The sequence below is a fragment of the Halomonas sp. AOP22-C1-8 genome (assembly GCF_052378905.1).
Taxonomy (GTDB): domain Bacteria; phylum Pseudomonadota; class Gammaproteobacteria; order Pseudomonadales; family Halomonadaceae; genus Vreelandella; species Vreelandella citrativorans.
In genome coordinates this window covers 124,105-139,990 of the sequence record NZ_JBQSYD010000001.1, presented here as the reverse complement: position 1 = coordinate 139,990, position 15,886 = coordinate 124,105, and the positions used below count along the sequence as shown (strand labels likewise).

The following is a 15,886-nucleotide window of genomic DNA, read 5'->3' as shown; positions in this document are numbered from 1 at the left end:
CGATGTACCTGAGCGCGATGAACTCAATCTCGCTGCCAAGGCCAGCGCCGTTTAGGAGGTATGACGATTAGCTGAAGGGCATTGTTGAGCGGCAGCATAATCGCGGCTAACTGCCGGTGGCAGATAGCGCTATTGAGTACACCAGGGCACTGTTTTAGCAGTAGCTCGCACTGTTGAGCGGCGAGAAAAATTTGCTCAACTACTTGAGGGGCAAACAGCGGTTTGGCCTCTTTGCAGCAGCGGTTAAGTTCTCCGGCCAGCATCGAAAGCATTCCAGTATCCAGCCAGCAGGGCAGCGGGTCGTCCAGCCGTCCTGCAATTGAGTGCTGAATCGCCTCGAACGAGGTTCGTAAGAACCCAAGGGTTTGGCGAAGCTGTCGCTGCTCACTGGTCATGTCATTTGCCTGCACTTCGTCAACAAGTCGTCGATAAGAGAAAGAGAGTGTTTCTCATTTTCATCTATCGAGACGATAGCGCCAGTTAATGAAGGTGTCAATAAATGGTATGTGCCTTATCGTACCCGCCTAGAAACGACCGCGTTTACAGGCTTAACAAGTACACCCCTTGGGCAAAATAGAAAATGCCAATACCGGTCACAATCCAGCGTGTCCATGTACGGAAGTTGGCATCGGTAAGGCGATGTAACACATGTGTCCCTACTTGAGTGCCCAGGATAGCCAACGGCGCAGCCAGCAATACCATGCCCCAATCCCCAGCGCCCAGTGCCAACGCAGCGCTCAGGTAAAAGAGAATTTTAATACTATGCGCGACCACCTGAATCATTGCTTTAGTGGCCACCACTTCACGACGGTCCATTCGAGAGCGTACAAAGAAGATATCGATCAGTGGTCCGGACACCCCAGCGGCAATGGTTAACCCACCCGATGCCATGCCGCAAAGCAGTGCGTGGCTCGTTCGGTTGGCGTTGAGATGGAACCAACGTTTGGGCATCCACACCAGAATGGGCATCAAGCCAATTAACAGTGACACCGTGGCGGCATTAGCACTATAGCCGAGCAGCATCAGTAGCCCGGCGGCGCTTACTACGCCTAGCGTCATAAACGCGACCGTTCGCCAGACAATAAACCGCCGCGATAACCATGCCCGCGACCCGTTAGCGGTCAGTTGAATGGCCCCATGCACGGCCATGGCACTGGCCGCCGGGAACGCGAGCAGCAGAAACCACATCAGTACCAGCCCGCCCGCCATGCCGAAGATACCCGATAACATCGAGGTAAAAAAAACTACAAAAACAAAGAACGAACCGATTAGTAGGGACATAGTAAAACTTCTTAGCTACGGCAAAAGGGCCAGACTTGATAAAAGCGGCGGCATTGAAACTCGGCTTCACAGGCATTGAGCTGGGATTGATAACGGTTTGTGCGAGTGACGATTTGCCGTGCTGCGTTGATTACCTGAGGCTTATTTCGGTACGTGCCACGTCGATACCCGCCTGCGCCTTCGTGGTAGGCGTAATAGAGATGCTCAGGATTGGTTAATGAAATGCCTGCTTGCTGCTGAGATCGGCGGTTGTACCAGCCGATGAAGTCGGTGGCGTGCTTCATGCTGGTACGCCGCGCAAACAAGCTACCTGCCTGCTCCCGGTACTCTCCCCATACCGGGTCCTGCGCTTGGGCATAACCTTTTGCCGAAGAGGGGCGGGGGCCGGGGATAAAGCCCAGGTAATACTTGCGGTCAGGACGAATGTGGCTTTTAAAGGAAGACTCCTGCTGAATAAACGCCATTTGCGTCGCAATGGGCGTTCCCCACTTCTCCTGAGAATCGCGTGCGTAGTCGTACCAGGTGGGCTGTTCGCGGAAAATTTCGCAAATATTACTCTGGTCTTGAGGTGGGTTGGGGGCAAAGGTCGCACAGCCAGAGAGCAACAACACACACGCTAATCCTCCCCAGTTGCGCAGTGATAGCAGTGAAGATGAAAGCGCAGCGTTAAAATTATCAACAGGGCGGAGCATGCAGAATTCCTTGTGGATAACAGCGTCATTGATAACAGGGCTATTGATAATCGTGTTATTGATAGCCGCCAACACTAATACTGTTTAAGGGCTAGAGTTTATACGTACTAAAATCAGATTGTTATTGGTCGTTAGCGTAACAGGATTTCCAAACAGCGGCGCAGCCGCTGAGCCTCCCGTGCCAGCGTTTCGCCTGACAACATACCCACGCCCATTACCAGGCCCGTACGAAGATCATGCCTGGCACACACAGGGCTTAGCGGGCGCACAATTAAATGCTCCTTAAGTAACGCCTGAGCAAGCTGCACGTCGTTGATAAAGGACTCAAACTCTATGCACAGACTAATTGCACTGCTGGGTGGCGAAATACGCCGTACAAAGGGGAGCGTGCGTAGCTGGTCGTGCACCACCTGCTGTCGGCCAAGATAATCGCGCTGAATACGGCGGCACCAAGCATCCAGGTCACCATCGAAAATAAATTGGGCAAGCACGGCTTGATCCAGCATGCGTCCCTCACGAAACAGCTCGCTGCGCAGGCGATTCATGGGCCCTGATAACTGGCGGGGGACCACCAAATAGCCCAGCCGTAGTCCCGGGAACATCATTTTGGAAAAAGAGCCAACCAGAAAGTGACGCTCAGACTGTGGATCAAACAGCAGATTGGTATGGTCGTCGCGGCTGAACTCGTAATCATCTTCAATGATGTACGCAGGCGCTAACGCATCACATAGGCGCTGCTTGTCGTGGGCACTGGTAGGCACACTGAGCGGATAGTGGTGGGAGCCGGTGAGATAAGTAAGCTGCACAGGGCCAGACGTTGCGGGCAGGCTATGGCCTTGGCCGGGCTGCCACGGCAACATTTCAATATTTAACCCTGCAGCGGTAAATACGTTGCGAGCTCCCCAGTAGCAGGGCGATTCCATTATCACGGTATCTCCCACATCCGCCAAGGCCACGGCGCACAGTTCAATGCCGTTGTGCGTTCCGTCGGTAATAATAATCTGATCAATGTCGCAGCGAATATTGCGCCAGCGCTCCAAAAAATCGCGTATCGCACGCTTTAACGGCCCGTAGCCGCCGGTCGAGTAGGAGAGCAGCAAGGCGTTTTGCGGCACGGTCACACTGGCATACAGCTGGCGCCACTTACGCATGGGGAACTGGGCGATATCCGGGATGCCGGGCACAAAAGCCCCGCTTTGGATAAGGCTGGCGCCTGGGCTGTGGAGCACTTTCTGCGCACGTTGGGAAAGCGGGCGTTCCTGATGAATAAGTACAGCAGGTTTCGTCGTTGGTTTTCGGGTCCAGGTGCCTTGGCCATGAGCCGTTTTAAGCAACGCTTCGTTGAGTAGCGTATTGATCGCTAATGCCAGCGTCTGACGGGCGACACCCAAGCCTTCCGCTAACTTGCGGTGAGCCGGCAAGCGCATCCCCGAAGGCCACTCCTGGGTAATCGCATAGCGCAGTGCCTGTTCGATACGCACCTGCTTGCTCAGCCGTTCAGGTTGAAGTGCATAAAGATGCACAAGTTGGTGCACGACCTGTTCACGCTCCATTAAAAGCCCCTTTGCCGCCTTCAAAAGCCCTAATAGTGCCGGCTTTCAAACGATTAACGCGAGTCGATTGCGCACCAATCTGGTGCAAGCTAAAAGTGGTCTAGTTAAACACAAAAGTGGTGTATACGCGTTCTGCGTCCAGCCTGCTAGCGTGTTTAGATACCGTTTAAACGGTATCAGGATACTGCGCCATAGAGCGCCAACGACAACATCCAATAACCTGCAGGACTCTTGCCATGAACACTCCCTCTTCTGAACAGGATAAGCTCGTCCGGGTACTCGCCCGTGGTGATGTATTGGCACTCGCCTTTGGCGCCATGATTGGCTGGGGCTGGATCGTTCTTACCGGCACGGCAATTCAATCGGCTGGCAGCCTGGGTGCTATTTTAGCCTTTATCGTGGGCGGTTTAGCCATTGTACTCGTGGGTCTGACCTACGCCGAACTTGCCTCCGCCATGCCCAAAGTGGGCGGTGAGCACGTTTACAGCTATCGTGCCCTGGGCCATTTGCCCTCCTTTTTATGCACCTGGGCGATCATTCTTGGCTACTTAAGCGTGGTGGCGTTGGAAGCCGTCGCACTGCCCTCGGTTATCGAACACCTAGCGCCTAATTACGCCGTTGGGCACCTGTGGACGATTGCCGGCTGGGAAGTAAAAGCCACCTGGGTGGCCGTAGGTGTAGGCGGCTCACTCGCCATGATGCTGATCAACTACTTTGGCGTTACGACCGCCTCGCTGGTACAGAAGGTGGTTACCGGCATGATTCTCCTGGCGGGCGTGATGTTTGTGACTGGTGCCTTGTTTGAAGGTGAAACCATCAACATGCTGCCGCTTTTTGCCCATGGCGATAACGGCACCGTAGCTGGAATCATTGCGGTGCTGGTCATGGTGCCCTTCCTGTTTGTGGGTTTTGACGTGATTCCCCAGGCCGCAGAAGAGATCAATCTTCCTTATAAGGCCATCGGCAAGGTGCTGATGCTCTCGGTCATTCTGGCGGTCGTGTGGTATGCGCTGATCATTCTGGCGACCAGCCTTGCGCTTGACAGTTCTGAGCTTGCCGCAAGCTCCTTAAGTGTACCGGACGCCATGGGCGCGCTATTTAACGCTCCCTGGGCCAGCAATCTGATGGTCATGGCCGGTATCGCGGGCATCATTACCAGTTGGAACGCGTTCTACATTGGCGGCTCGCGGGCCATCTATGCGCTGGCTAAAGCCGGCATGCTGCCGGCCCCCTTTGGCAAGCTGCATCCACGCTATAAAACGCCTACCAACGCTATCTTTCTGATGGGCTTTCTTTCCTGCATCGCGCCATTCTTCGGCCGCCCGGCGCTAGTGTGGATCGTTAACGCCGGAGGTCTAGGCATCGTGATCGCGTACCTCTTTGTAGCCATCTCCTTTATGGTGCTGCGCGTTCGCGAGCCGGATATGCCGCGACCGTTCCGTATCCGTCACGGCAAGCTTTGCGGCACCCTGGCCATCATTCTGTCCTTCGGCATGGCCTGTCTCTACCTGCCGGGCAGCCCGGCCGCGTTGAGTGGTGCAGAGTGGAGCATCTTCGCTGGCTGGTCGGTACTGGGCATCGCGCTGTATATCCATGCGCTCTTCACCTATGGCCGCGCCTATAGCGACCGACACATGATGGCGGATCTGTAAGCCGTCCTACGACATTCACAGGAGCATTGCATGAGCTTTATCGAACAGTGGTTGCACGAAGCCGTCCCCGCCCTAGTAGGCGGCGAGTGGCGCAAGGGCACAGAGACCTTTGCCGTGGATAATCCTGCCACCGGCGAAACCATCGCCCGTGTGGCAGAGCTTGGCGCGGAAGATACCCGTGATGCGGTCGCCGCTGCTTATGAAGCAGGTAGCGCTTGGCGCGCCACCCCGGTCAAGCAGCGCTCAGCCCTGCTGCGTCGCTGGTTCGAACTGATCATCGAGCACGCCGATGATCTCGCCCGCTTGATGACGCTTGAGCAGGGCAAGCCGCTGGTAGAGGCCAAGGGTGAAGTCACCTACGGCGCCTCGTTTATCGAGTTTTTCGCTGAAGAAGCCAAGCGCATGGCCGGGGAAACCCTGCCTAGCCACGGCGCCGACAAGCGCTTGTTAGTACTGCGTGAGCCGGTCGGCGTTGTTGCTGCGATCACGCCGTGGAACTTCCCGCTGGCAATGATTACCCGCAAGTGCGCCCCGGCTCTTGCCGCCGGCTGCACCGTGGTGATTAAGCCCGCTGAAGCGACGCCCTTAACCGCACTGGCGGCGGCTTATCTGGCGCTGGAAGCGGGCCTGCCCGCGGGCACCATCAACGTGGTGACCGCCTCCAAACCCGCAGAAGTCGGCGAAGTGCTGACCACCGACCCACGCGTGCGTAAGGTGTCGTTTACCGGCTCCACGCCGGTGGGCAAGCGTCTGCTGGCCCAGTGCGCCAGCACCGTGAAGAAGACCGCCATGGAGCTGGGCGGCAACGCGCCGTTTATCGTGTTTGACGATGCCGACGTGGACGCTGCGGTGGACGGTGCTATCGCTTCCAAGTTCCGCAATGCCGGGCAAACCTGCGTGTGCACCAACCGTTTTCTGGTCCAGGACGGCATTTACGATGCGTTTATCAGTAAGCTCACCGAGCGCGTGAAAGCGTTGAAAGTAGGCGATGGCCTGGCAGACGGCAGCGTGATTGGTCCGCTGATCAATCAGGCCGCGGTCGATAAAGTGCAGCACCACGTGGACGACGCCATGCAGAATGGCGCCCGCCTTATGTGCGGCGGCGAGCCTCATGCAGCCGGCGAGCGCTTCTTTACGCCTACGGTACTTGCCGATGTGACGACCGCCATGGCCGTGGCCGATGAAGAAACGTTTGGCCCCGTCGCGCCCGTGTTCCGGTTTACGCGCGATGAAGAGGCCATCCAGATGGCCAACGATACGCCGTTCGGCTTGGCAGCCTACTTTTACGCCACCGACTATCGCCGTATCTGGCGCACCATGGAAGCGCTTGAGTACGGTATGGTTGGCGTTAATGAAGGCTTGATCTCGACCGAGCTGGCGCCGTTTGGCGGCGTGAAGGAGTCTGGCCTTGGCCGTGAAGGCTCCCATCACGGTCTCGATGAATTTACTGAATTGAAATACGTCTGCGTCGGCGGCTTATAAGGGGAATGAACATGACTAATCACGAACTGAACGAACTCAAAAACCGCTATGTGGCCAACGGCGCAGCGACCCCGAATACGGCCTTTGCCGAGCGTGCTGAAAACGCCGAGCTTTGGGATGCCGACGGTAACCGCTGGATAGACTTCGCGGGCGGCATCGGCGTGCTCAACCTGGGTCATCGCCATCCGAAAATCGTTGCCGCGGTTGAAGCGCAGTTGCACAAGGTCATGCACACCAGCGCTGCGGTCATCTCCTACGCGCCTTATGTGCAGTTGTGTCAGAAGTTGTGTGAACTGACCCCGGTACGTGGCCCCGAGCGTAAAGCCATGCTGGTCAACACCGGTGCCGAAGCGCTGGAAAACGCCGTGAAGATTGCCCGCGCCGCCACTGGCCGCACCGGCATCATCACTTTCGATGGTGCCTTCCACGGCCGCACCATGATGACGCTGGCCATGACCGGCAAGGTGCTGCCCTACAAGAACGACTTTGGCCCGATGCCGGGCGACGTATTCCGCGCCCCGTTCCCGAATCCGCTGCACGGCATCAGTGAAGAGGCGTCACTCGATGGCATTCGCACGCTGTTCAAGACCGATATCGCCCCGCACCGCACGGCGGCCATCGTGATCGAGCCGGTACAGGGCGAAGGCGGTTTCTATATTGCTTCACCCGAGTACCTACAGGCGCTGCGCGCGCTGTGCGACGAGCACGGCATTCTGTTGATTGCCGATGAAGTGCAGTCTGGCTTTGCGCGCACTGGCAAGCTGTTTGCGCTGGAACATAGCGGCATCGAGGCGGATATTCTGACGACCGCCAAGAGCCTGGCCAACGGCATGCCGCTGTCTGCTGTCGTGGGGTCGGCCGCGGTCATGGATGCTTCGGGCCCCAACTCACTGGGCGGCACCTACAGTGGCAACCCGCTCTCCTGTGCTGCGGCGCTGGCGGTTATCGAAGTGATCGAGGAAGAGAATATCCTTGAGCGCAGCGCGCAGATGGGTCGCCTGTTGGCTGAACGTTTTGGCGTATGGGAAGAGCGCTTTCCCGCCGTGGCGCACGGCCGCCAGCTGGGCGCCATGGCGGCATTCGAGCTTTTGGATAGTAACGGAAAGCCCGACACCGACTTGACCGGCGCACTCTGCGCCAAGGCGCGCAAGAATGGCCTGATTCTGCTTTCCTGCGGCTTCTACGGCAACAGCATCCGTATTCTGGTACCGTTGACTGTGTCAAGTGAGGTGCTGGAAGAGGGCTTGAGCATCATCGAGCAGTCGCTGGAAGCGCTTGGCTAATACGCCGCGTTAGGCATGCATCTATAGCCCGCCCCCGCCAACAGCATTCGCTTGCTGGGGGGGGCGGGCTAGGGCATCAACAGACGACAGCCAATCCGCTGGCTGCCACCTGCCGACCAGGCAACGAGAAGGTTAATCCAGAACTTCAGGCTTGTTGGCATCTGCTGGTGTTGGCAGATAATAGAGCGTGGGCACTATCAGCAGCGCAAGCAGTTTTCTTCACAAGCCTAAGCTGTTCGTTACTTGATGGTGACGTTACCATCAAGTTGTCGCCGCGTAACTAACTTGGCAGGACCAACCCAGCAGGAGAGTTGTCATGTATATCGCAATGAACCGTTTTCAGATTGCCCCAGGCCGCGAAGAGGATTTTTTGGAGGTGTGGCGTAAGCGTGATTCGCACTTGAGCGACGTGCCCGGTTTCAAGCAGTTCAACATGTTGCAGGGCGCAAGCCAGGAAGAGCACACCGTGTTTATTTCCCACAGCGTATGGGAGTCGGAAGCGGCTTTCCGCGCCTGGACCCAGTCAGAGGCGTTTCGTAAGGCTCACGCGGGTGCCAAGTCACCGGAAGGTATCTACCTGGGGCCGCCCAAATTTGAAGGGTATGAGGTCGTGCTTTAAGCACGGGGCAAGCGGCTTGGCCTCTTTAATAGAGCGCTAGGCCGAGTGAGAGCAGTACACTGTAAATCAGCGTCGATAGCGCGGTTTTTTTCAGCATGCCGGTAAGCGTTTCACCGTCGGTAGTGTGGTGTAGCGTTCTGGCAGCGTCTGCTAACGGTTTGGCAACCAGCAGGCAGCTCCAGCTAAGCCAGGGGGCGGGCAGTGCGACCAGATAAATCACGGTGAGCAGTAGCGCCATTGCCAGCAATATCCAGTGGTAGGTAATGGCGTTAGCGCGGCCCAAGCGCACCGCCAGGGTGATCTTGCCGTTGCGCGTGTCGCTTTCGATATCGCGCACGTTATTCACGTTCAATACAGCGGTTGCCAGTAACCCGCAAGCGGCCGCGGGCAGTAGTGTAAGCCCGTCCAGTTGTTGTGCATGCAGGTAGTACGTGCCGAGTACCCCTAACAAGCCGAAGAAGATAAAGACCGCAATATCTCCCAGCCCCCGGTAGCCATACGGCGTGCCACCCAGCCCTACGGTATACGTGACCGCGGCCAGCAGCGCGGCAGCACCCAGAAGAATAAAGATGAGAATGGACGCCCACTGATTGCCAAAAGCCGTCAGCAGTAGCAACAGTCCACACAGGGCGGCAACGACCGCCATCACCACCATTCCACCGCGCATGGCGCGTGGGCTTAGTAGACCTGAAGAGACAGCGCGAACCGGGCCTATGCGCTGGTGATCATCCGCCCCCGTCGCCGCATCGCCGTAATCATTGGCCAGGTTTGAAAGCACTTGCAGGGCAATCGCCGTTAGCAGGGCAAGGAGTAGCACGCTCGGATTAAACCCTTGTGCGTGCGCCGCAAGGCCTGAGCCAAGCAGGATAGAGGCACATGCCAAAGGCAGCGTACGAGGCCGGGCCGCTAATAACCAAACCTGGAACGGGCGGTGCTTGTCGGGTTGATCCATTGCTTTGGTGTCCTGGTCGTGATGACGTTAAATGACTAAAAGGGCGTGCGTAGCTATGTATTATTAAGTGCTAAAAAGTAGACCTGCGTCAAAAGAAGCAGCGGTGTCTTATCGCAAACTATTGTTAATCCCTCTTAACAGGAGTTAATTCGATGATCGGCGACTTATTTAGACAAAGCAAATATGCAGCGCTTGTTTGGCTAGCCTTCCGGCTTTATCTTGGGATTACCTGGCTCAGTTTGGGAATCGGCAAACTGACGGGCGGTTTTGATGCGCAAGGGTTCCTGAGTAACGCGGTGGCGAACCCTGTGATGCGGGAAGGGAGCATGGTGTATCCCAACTACGTTGCTTTTTTGGAGCATTTTGCGCTGCCCTATGCGGGTATGTTTAATGTGGTGATCCCGCTGGGGGAGATACTCGTGGGGTTGGGCTTGATCGTGGGGGTGCTGACCTCTTTTGCAGGCTTCTTCGCTATTGTGATGAATATGTCGTTTCTAATGGCGGGTACGGTCTCCACCAACCCGTGGATGATTGCGTTAACCTTTTTCTTACTGGTAGCGGGCGCGAACGCTGGCCATTTTGGGGGAGACCGTTGGGTCTTACCCTATATCAAACAGAGGCTGGGCATTACGCGCCGCACTCGGTTTATCTGAGACGCGGGGCCACTGATTGTCTGAACACATGCGCTGGGTAACAGGCAGCAGCGTCGCTTACGGGTTGGCGCATATGAACAGCCAGAGCGCTGTCGCTGAGCTTATGGACCGGCTTGATGCATTGCCTGTGCCGTCCCTTCAGGGGGTTATACGCCTGAGCGTGCCTTGCCGCGTTGATAGCCTGATGGGATGGTTGGACGCGCAAACGGTTTTTCCGCGCGGCTACTGGAAAGCGCGAGACGCTGGCGCACCGGAGTACGCGACGCTAGGCATGGTGAGCGTCACCGATTCGCTTGAGACACTACAGGCCGACCTTGCCAAACTCGCAACCTTGCCTGGTGAGCAGCCGGACTATTTCGGCGGCATGGCGTTTGATGCTACGTCGCCCGGCTGGGAAAATTTCAAAAATTGCTGTTTTATATTGCCGCGTGTTGAACTTAAGCGCTCACAACAGGGGGCGCTACTGACGCTCAATTTGCGCTTTGACGACCGTTGTGGCGACCTTGAAATAGCCGAAGCACGCGTCTTTTTAGCCAGTCTCCAGCAAGAACAACCGCTGCCCCCTCTGCGTCCGCATGCCTATTTACGTTATGACGCCCCTGCCCAGCAGGCGTGGTCAGCGTGGGTGTCCCAAGTGACCCACGCTGATCAGCTGTGCCATACGCCCAAAGTGGTGTTATCGCGAGAGACGCGTTTGGTTATCGCGGATGACGCATCGAAAACGCCATCGCCCTGGGCGCTGCTGGGCTGCTGGCAGGCAGAGGCGGCGGCGTGCTTTCAACTGGGCATTCAGTGGGATTCAGAGACCGCCTTTATCGGTTGCCCACCGGAGCGCCTTTATCAGCGAGAAGGTACGCAGCTGGTAACCGAGGCGCTAGCGGGTACCACCCATCGTGGCGCTGATGCACGAAAGGACCAATACCTTGCCGAGGCACTGTTGGTAGATACCAAAAACAGCCTGGAGAACCAGTGCGTTTATGAGGATATTCTTACCCGGCTTGAGCCCTTGTCTCGCGATGTTCAAGCCGGGGAGGCCCATGTTCTTAAGCTGCGCTCTGTGCAGCATATCCGCCGCCTTATTCATGCCGAATTGCATCACACGGTGACGGACCAGGCGCTGCTTGCCAGTTTGCCGCCTACTCCAGCGGTAGGCGGTGTTCCTCGTGCATCGGCGCTGGCGTTTATCCGGCAGCACGAACATCACCAGCGGGGTTGGTATGCGGGTGTATTTGGCCGGGTGAGCCTGGCCAGTACGGAGCTTGCGGTGGCGATCCGATGCGCTCATATCGGCGCTAATGAGATTCGCCTTTATGCCGGTGCGGGCATTGTCGCGGGCTCTCAGCCTGATGCAGAGTGGCGTGAGCTGGACAACAAAATTGCCGACATTATGTCGCTGCTCAACATGGGGTAATACCAATGACCGCGAACGCCATGCCGCGCGGCTTTCCGCTTCAGCACGCTACCTTTAACCATGTGTGGGCCGCACTGCTGCTTGAGGAGCTTTACCGCTTGGGCATGCGCGACGTTGTGCTGGCGCCGGGCTCACGCTCGTCGCCGCTCACCATGGCGGCCAGCGAGCATGCCGGGCTTCGCTGCCACTGCCATTTTGACGAGCGTGGCCTGGCCTTTATGGCACTGGGTCTTGCGCGCAGAAGCGGCCGCCCGGTAGCGGTTATCACCACCTCGGGCACGGCGGTTGCCAATCTATATCCTGCCGTCGTAGAAGCCAAGCTAATGGGGGTGCCGCTGGTAGTGCTCTCAGCCGACCGCCCTATTGAACTACTGGATAACGGCAGTAACCAGGCCATCGACCAGCGCGACATCTTTGCTCGTCATACCGTGGTGCATCACGACCTTCCGCCCCCTGGCCCTGAACTGAGCGCCGCGTTTCTACTCAGCACTGTTGATCAAACTATTGATCAACAGCAGCGTACGCCAGGCCCTGTGCATTTTAACTGCCGCTACCGCGAGCCTCTTTACCCCGGCCACCAGAGAGAGGATGCCACGGATTATCTGGCGCCTCTTGGCAGCTGGCTGACCTCTTCAGTGCCGTGGAGCCAGTGGGTACCCAGTACGCAAGCGCCCGTGTTTTCTACCGAGTGGGCAGATTTTTCGTGTCAGAGAGGCGTTATCGTGGCGGGATGTATAGATGACCCGCACCAGGCGCAGCAGGTGGTGACGTTATCCCGTCGATTAGGCTGGCCACTGTTGGCGGATCTACAAAGCCAGGTACGTTTTGACCGCCAAAACGTGATCTATTTTGACCTGGCGCTGCACGATCCTCATTTTGTCGAGGAGTTGGAGCGGGCCGATGTGTTGCTGCAATTTGGCGGGCGTCTTATCTCCAAGCGCCTGACGCAGTTTATTGCTCGTCATTCCTGGCAGGATGTTTGGCTGGTGGACTCGCGCCCCCAGCGGCTCGACCCTGATTACAGCGTTAAGCGCCGCTTCATTTGCCCGCCCGAGGCCGTGGTGGCCGCGCTTGAACGTGAGACCGAGCGCACCCCTTGGCACCGGCTTAACCAGTGCCAACAGCGCATCAGCGATATCGTGAATCTACGCTGTAATACCTTTTCAGAGCTGGGCATTTGTCATCGGTTGTTGCAGCAGGCAACCGGGCAGCTGTTTGTGGGTAACAGTATGCCCGCAAGGCTGATGAACATGCTGGGCGCGTACCGCACAGCGCCTTTGCGGGTATTCACCAACCGCGGAGCTTCCGGTATCGATGGGCTGATCGCCACGGCCTACGGCGCCAGCGCTACCAGCGACCAGCCCACCACGCTGATCGTGGGCGATACCAGCGCGCTGCATGACCTTAATAGCCTGGCGCTGCTGAAGCAGGCCGTTCAGCCGCTGGTGGTGATTATCCTCAATAATGATGGCGGCAGCATCTTTCATATGCTGCCAGTGCCCAAGGAAGGTGCGCTACTTGAGCGTTATTTCCGTCAGCCACATGGTTTGAGTTTTGAGTACGCGGCGCAAATGTTTGGGCTTGCCTATGCCGCACCTGGCTCGCTGGAGAGCTTCGATGCGGCCTATGCCCGTGCCTTGGAAGGAGGCGTTACACTGATAGAGCTTAACGTGCCACATCAGCAGGTTGCAGACGATCTTGTGGCGCTGGCAGCAACGCTAGGTAGGCGCGATAACCATGAAGGCTGAATATGAAGCGCACGCCCAGCCACGCCCAACGCTGGTTATGCTGCACGGCTTGTTAGGTGATCGCCACGATTGGGCGGAGGTCATCGCTGCGTTGAAAGATGTGCCGTGCCTGGCGTTGGATTTACCGGGCCACGGCCAAAATGACCAAGTGGCGGTCGACTCTTTCTCCGCTTTTCACCACTGGCTAACCGATACGTTGGCCGCGCAGGATATTCACCGCTACTGCTTGCTGGGCTACTCGCTGGGAGGGCGTTTGGCGCTTGATCACGCCCGCCGCCAACCTGCGGGGCTTGAGGCGCTTTGGCTGGAGAGCGCTCATCCAGGCTTGCCCGAAAGCGAGCGCGATGAGCGTATGGCCCATGATGCACGCTGGGCACAACGCTTTGCGCTGGAACCTCTTGAACGCGTGCTTACCGACTGGTATCGGCAACCCGTCTTTGCTGATCTTACATATACGCAGCGAGCGCGGCAGATTGAACGGCGGTTGGCCAATCATGGCCCGTCCGTGGCGACAATGCTGCGAAGCACGTCGCTCGGCAGGCAGTCCTCTCAGTGGCCGTGGCTGGCTGAAACGTCACTTCCCATTGGTTACTTTTCAGGTCGGCAGGATACTAAATTTCACACACTTGCCGCCCGCTTGGCTAACATAGCCCCTCGCGTGCACCCTATCGCGCTGGAAGGCGGGCACAACCTGCATACAGAGCAAGCAAAAAGCATCGCCGAACCGATTAGCCGATGGTATCAACGCCTCGGCTAAACGGCTCGCTCACCTGGGGTCAGTTAATCAACAGCAGCCACGGCAAACCGATAGCCAGCCAGGCCACTAAGAACAGCAGACCAAAAATAGCCCCGAGCCGCCAATAAAGGGCGCTTGGCAGATAGCCGCTGCCATAGTAAACCGGGCTTGGGCCGGTGCCGTAGGGGGTGATAATGCCCATAAAGCCCAGCGTGGGGAGCAGCAGCAGGATAAACATCTGCATATCCAGCCCTGCAATACCGGAAGCCGCCGCCAGCATCACCGGCAACAGGGCGGTAACGTGGGCCGTGACGCTGGCAAACAGGTAGTGCAGAAGATAGAAAATCACCGTGAGCGCCACCATCGCCATGACGGGATTAAAGTGGCTGATTTGTTCACCCACCACGCCACCAAACCAGTTGACGAATCCGACCTGGCTTAGCCCGCCTGCCAGCGCCACCAGCGTTGCAAACCATACAAAGGTATTCCAGGCAGCTCGATTGTCGAGGATATCGTTCCAGCTCACGATACCGGTCAGCAGCATGCAGCAAATCACCACCAGGCCTACCAAGGAGGCGGACACAACATCGCCCGCAAAAATCCACAGCAGTAGCGCAGAGACGACCATGACGACCAGCAGTATCTCGTTGCGAGTAAGCGCCCCCAGTTTGTTCAGCTCATCCCGCGCCCAGTTGGACACTTCTTCACCGGCTTTCACTTCTGGCGCGCAGAGCCAGTAACAGAGCAGTGGGACCAGCAACAGCAGCAGAATGCCAGCGGGCGCTACGGCGATAAACCACTGCCCCCAGTTAATATGAATACCGGTAGCGCTTTCTGTCAGAGCAATGGCCAACAGGTTGGGGGCAAGCGCGGTTAGAAACAGCGAGCTGGTCACACAGGTCGAGGTGATCGCTGTCCACATCAGAAAACTGCCCATGCGCTTCATGCTGGGGTCATTGGGCTGGGAGTCGTAAAGCGGCGGCAGATTGCGAATGACCGGATAAATGGTGCCCCCGCTACGCGCCGTGTTGGAAGGTGTAAAAGGCGCCAGCACCGCATCGGCGATCATTACCGCGTAGCCCAACGTTAATGTGCGCTTGCCCATGGCCTTGACCAGCCAAAGTGATATGCGCCTGCCTAGCCCGGTTTTTTCATACCCCAGCGCGAACATAAACGCGCCAAAAATCAGCCACACTGTCGAGTTGGTGAAGCCCGAAACGGCCCATGAAAAGGCCTGGTTGGCAGCATTAAAGCCTTCGGTCGCTAGCTGTTCGGGTGAAAACAGCACCCAGCGGGAGAGTAGCGCCACCAGAATCACGCCGATTAACCCAATGACCGCGCCTGGCAAGGGTTCAAAAATCAGCCCCACCACACAGCCCAGAAAAATAGCGAAGAAGTACCAGGCGTGAGGAGCAACCCCCTCAGGCGTGGGTATCAACGCAACGATAATGGCCACTACAAGCGGCGCTAACAACTTCCAATCAAATGCTGATTGCACGCTACTGTTCATATCAAGCTGCCCCCCTCTTATTGGCTGCGAAAGCAGCCGAGTCTCTTCACTGCTAACGCTGTTGATTTTCATCTGCTTGCGGTTGCATACGTTGCAGAGAATGGCGATAGCGACTAATAGTTAAAATTGTAGTTGGAATTCTTTATTAAAATTAATAAATGAGAAATTAAACTTAACTACTCTTGTTAAAGCATCGCCTGTCTTAAAGATGCATTTCTTGATATGCGTCAATAGAGCTTGGCATGAGGGGATAGCACGTACCTGGAGTGTGATAAGTTCAACCAAAAGACACCGCATCGAAGCGTGTCGCCACT

General features: G+C 56.9%; 14 protein-coding genes. 8 read left to right on the top strand and 6 right to left on the bottom strand.

The genetic code is table 11. The features are described 5' to 3' along the window. Positions 1-23 precede the first annotated feature (23 nt). The 4 genes from ACT3TY_RS00680 to ACT3TY_RS00665 all read right to left on the bottom strand — a co-directional run bounded on the left by ACT3TY_RS00680 (position 24) and on the right by ACT3TY_RS00665 (position 3,526). Positions 24-395, bottom strand: coding sequence for a hypothetical protein (locus ACT3TY_RS00680; protein ID WP_172117878.1), 372 nt, complete (start codon positions 393-395; stop codon positions 24-26). A gap of 145 nt (positions 396-540) precedes the next feature. Beyond that, positions 541-1,281, bottom strand: a complete 741-nt coding sequence (locus tag ACT3TY_RS00675) for a TSUP family transporter (protein ID WP_444627091.1) — start codon at positions 1,279-1,281, stop codon at positions 541-543. An 11-nt stretch (positions 1,282-1,292) separates the two neighbouring features. Beyond that, on the bottom strand, positions 1,293-1,973 hold the full coding sequence (locus ACT3TY_RS00670) for a transglycosylase SLT domain-containing protein (RefSeq protein WP_444627090.1): 681 nt from the start codon (positions 1,971-1,973) through the stop codon (positions 1,293-1,295). A 131-nt stretch (positions 1,974-2,104) separates the two neighbouring features. Continuing rightward, positions 2,105-3,526 carry an aminotransferase-like domain-containing protein gene (locus tag ACT3TY_RS00665; protein ID WP_441677388.1) on the bottom strand — a complete coding sequence of 474 codons (1,422 nt, stop codon included), beginning with the start codon at positions 3,524-3,526 and terminating at the stop codon, positions 2,105-2,107. 236 nt (positions 3,527-3,762) lie between these two features. Between ACT3TY_RS00665 and ACT3TY_RS00660 the strand changes: the two genes are divergently transcribed. The 4 genes from ACT3TY_RS00660 (at position 3,763) to ACT3TY_RS00645 (ending at position 8,562) form a co-directional block, all read left to right on the top strand. After that, on the top strand, positions 3,763-5,178 hold the full coding sequence (locus tag ACT3TY_RS00660; protein ID WP_441677390.1) for an APC family permease: 1,416 nt from the start codon (positions 3,763-3,765) through the stop codon (positions 5,176-5,178). A 30-nt stretch (positions 5,179-5,208) separates the two neighbouring features. After that, positions 5,209-6,660, top strand: coding sequence for an NAD-dependent succinate-semialdehyde dehydrogenase (locus ACT3TY_RS00655; RefSeq protein WP_444627089.1), 1,452 nt, complete (start codon positions 5,209-5,211; stop codon positions 6,658-6,660). An 11-nt stretch (positions 6,661-6,671) separates the two neighbouring features. After that, a complete protein-coding gene (gabT, locus tag ACT3TY_RS00650; protein ID WP_444627088.1) occupies positions 6,672-7,943 on the top strand; it encodes a 4-aminobutyrate--2-oxoglutarate transaminase in 1,272 nt (423 codons plus the stop codon). A 316-nt stretch (positions 7,944-8,259) separates the two neighbouring features. Beyond that, positions 8,260-8,562, top strand: coding sequence for an antibiotic biosynthesis monooxygenase family protein (locus ACT3TY_RS00645; RefSeq protein WP_172117880.1), 303 nt, complete (start codon positions 8,260-8,262; stop codon positions 8,560-8,562). A gap of 25 nt (positions 8,563-8,587) precedes the next feature. Here the strand turns inward: ACT3TY_RS00645 and ACT3TY_RS00640 are convergent, their stop codons facing one another. Then, positions 8,588-9,514, bottom strand: coding sequence for a 1,4-dihydroxy-2-naphthoate polyprenyltransferase (locus tag ACT3TY_RS00640; RefSeq protein ID WP_441677396.1), 927 nt, complete (start codon positions 9,512-9,514; stop codon positions 8,588-8,590). A gap of 152 nt (positions 9,515-9,666) precedes the next feature. On the opposite strand from ACT3TY_RS00640, the gene ACT3TY_RS00635 reads away from it, so the two are divergent. From ACT3TY_RS00635 to menH, 4 genes are read left to right on the top strand one after another with little or no spacing between them, the layout of a single operon-like run. Beyond that, positions 9,667-10,167: a DoxX family protein gene (locus ACT3TY_RS00635; RefSeq protein ID WP_172117882.1), complete on the top strand. Its 501-nt coding sequence runs from the start codon at positions 9,667-9,669 to the stop codon at positions 10,165-10,167. Between the two features lie 16 nt (positions 10,168-10,183). Further along, entirely contained in the window at positions 10,184-11,578 is a 1,395-nt protein-coding gene (locus tag ACT3TY_RS00630) for an isochorismate synthase (protein ID WP_444621569.1), read from the top strand. A 5-nt stretch (positions 11,579-11,583) separates the two neighbouring features. Further along, complete coding sequence (menD, locus tag ACT3TY_RS00625) at positions 11,584-13,326, top strand: 2-succinyl-5-enolpyruvyl-6-hydroxy-3-cyclohexene-1-carboxylic-acid synthase (RefSeq protein WP_444627087.1); 1,743 nt, start codon at positions 11,584-11,586, stop codon at positions 13,324-13,326. Further along, entirely contained in the window at positions 13,316-14,083 is a 768-nt protein-coding gene (menH, locus tag ACT3TY_RS00620) for a 2-succinyl-6-hydroxy-2,4-cyclohexadiene-1-carboxylate synthase (RefSeq protein WP_172117884.1), read from the top strand. Before menD ends, menH begins: the two co-directional genes overlap by 11 nt. 19 nt (positions 14,084-14,102) lie before the next feature. Here the strand turns inward: menH and ACT3TY_RS00615 are convergent, their stop codons facing one another. Then, positions 14,103-15,644 (bottom strand): anion permease, encoded by a 1,542-nt coding sequence (locus tag ACT3TY_RS00615; RefSeq protein WP_444627086.1) that lies wholly within the window; start codon positions 15,642-15,644, stop codon positions 14,103-14,105. Positions 15,645-15,886: the final 242 nt, after the last annotated feature.

Bases quoted from the DNA above. Each gene is read 5' to 3' on its own strand.
- ACT3TY_RS00680 (WP_172117878.1), bottom strand. From the start codon at position 395: ATGACCAGTGAGCAGCGACAGCTTCGCCAAACCCTTGGGTTCTTACGA.
- ACT3TY_RS00675 (WP_444627091.1), bottom strand. From the start codon at position 1,281: ATGTCCCTACTAATCGGTTCGTTCTTTGTTTTTGTAGTTTTTTTTACC.
- ACT3TY_RS00670 (WP_444627090.1), bottom strand. From the start codon at position 1,973: ATGCTCCGCCCTGTTGATAATTTTAACGCTGCGCTTTCATCTTCACTG.
- ACT3TY_RS00665 (WP_441677388.1), bottom strand. From the start codon at position 3,526: ATGGAGCGTGAACAGGTCGTGCACCAACTTGTGCATCTTTATGCACTT.
- ACT3TY_RS00660 (WP_441677390.1), top strand. From the start codon at position 3,763: ATGAACACTCCCTCTTCTGAACAGGATAAGCTCGTCCGGGTACTCGCC.
- ACT3TY_RS00655 (WP_444627089.1), top strand. From the start codon at position 5,209: ATGAGCTTTATCGAACAGTGGTTGCACGAAGCCGTCCCCGCCCTAGTA.
- gabT (WP_444627088.1), top strand. From the start codon at position 6,672: ATGACTAATCACGAACTGAACGAACTCAAAAACCGCTATGTGGCCAAC.
- ACT3TY_RS00645 (WP_172117880.1), top strand. From the start codon at position 8,260: ATGTATATCGCAATGAACCGTTTTCAGATTGCCCCAGGCCGCGAAGAG.
- ACT3TY_RS00640 (WP_441677396.1), bottom strand. From the start codon at position 9,514: ATGGATCAACCCGACAAGCACCGCCCGTTCCAGGTTTGGTTATTAGCG.
- ACT3TY_RS00635 (WP_172117882.1), top strand. From the start codon at position 9,667: ATGATCGGCGACTTATTTAGACAAAGCAAATATGCAGCGCTTGTTTGG.
- menD (WP_444627087.1), top strand. From the start codon at position 11,584: ATGACCGCGAACGCCATGCCGCGCGGCTTTCCGCTTCAGCACGCTACC.
- menH (WP_172117884.1), top strand. From the start codon at position 13,316: ATGAAGGCTGAATATGAAGCGCACGCCCAGCCACGCCCAACGCTGGTT.
- ACT3TY_RS00615 (WP_444627086.1), bottom strand. From the start codon at position 15,644: ATGAAAATCAACAGCGTTAGCAGTGAAGAGACTCGGCTGCTTTCGCAG.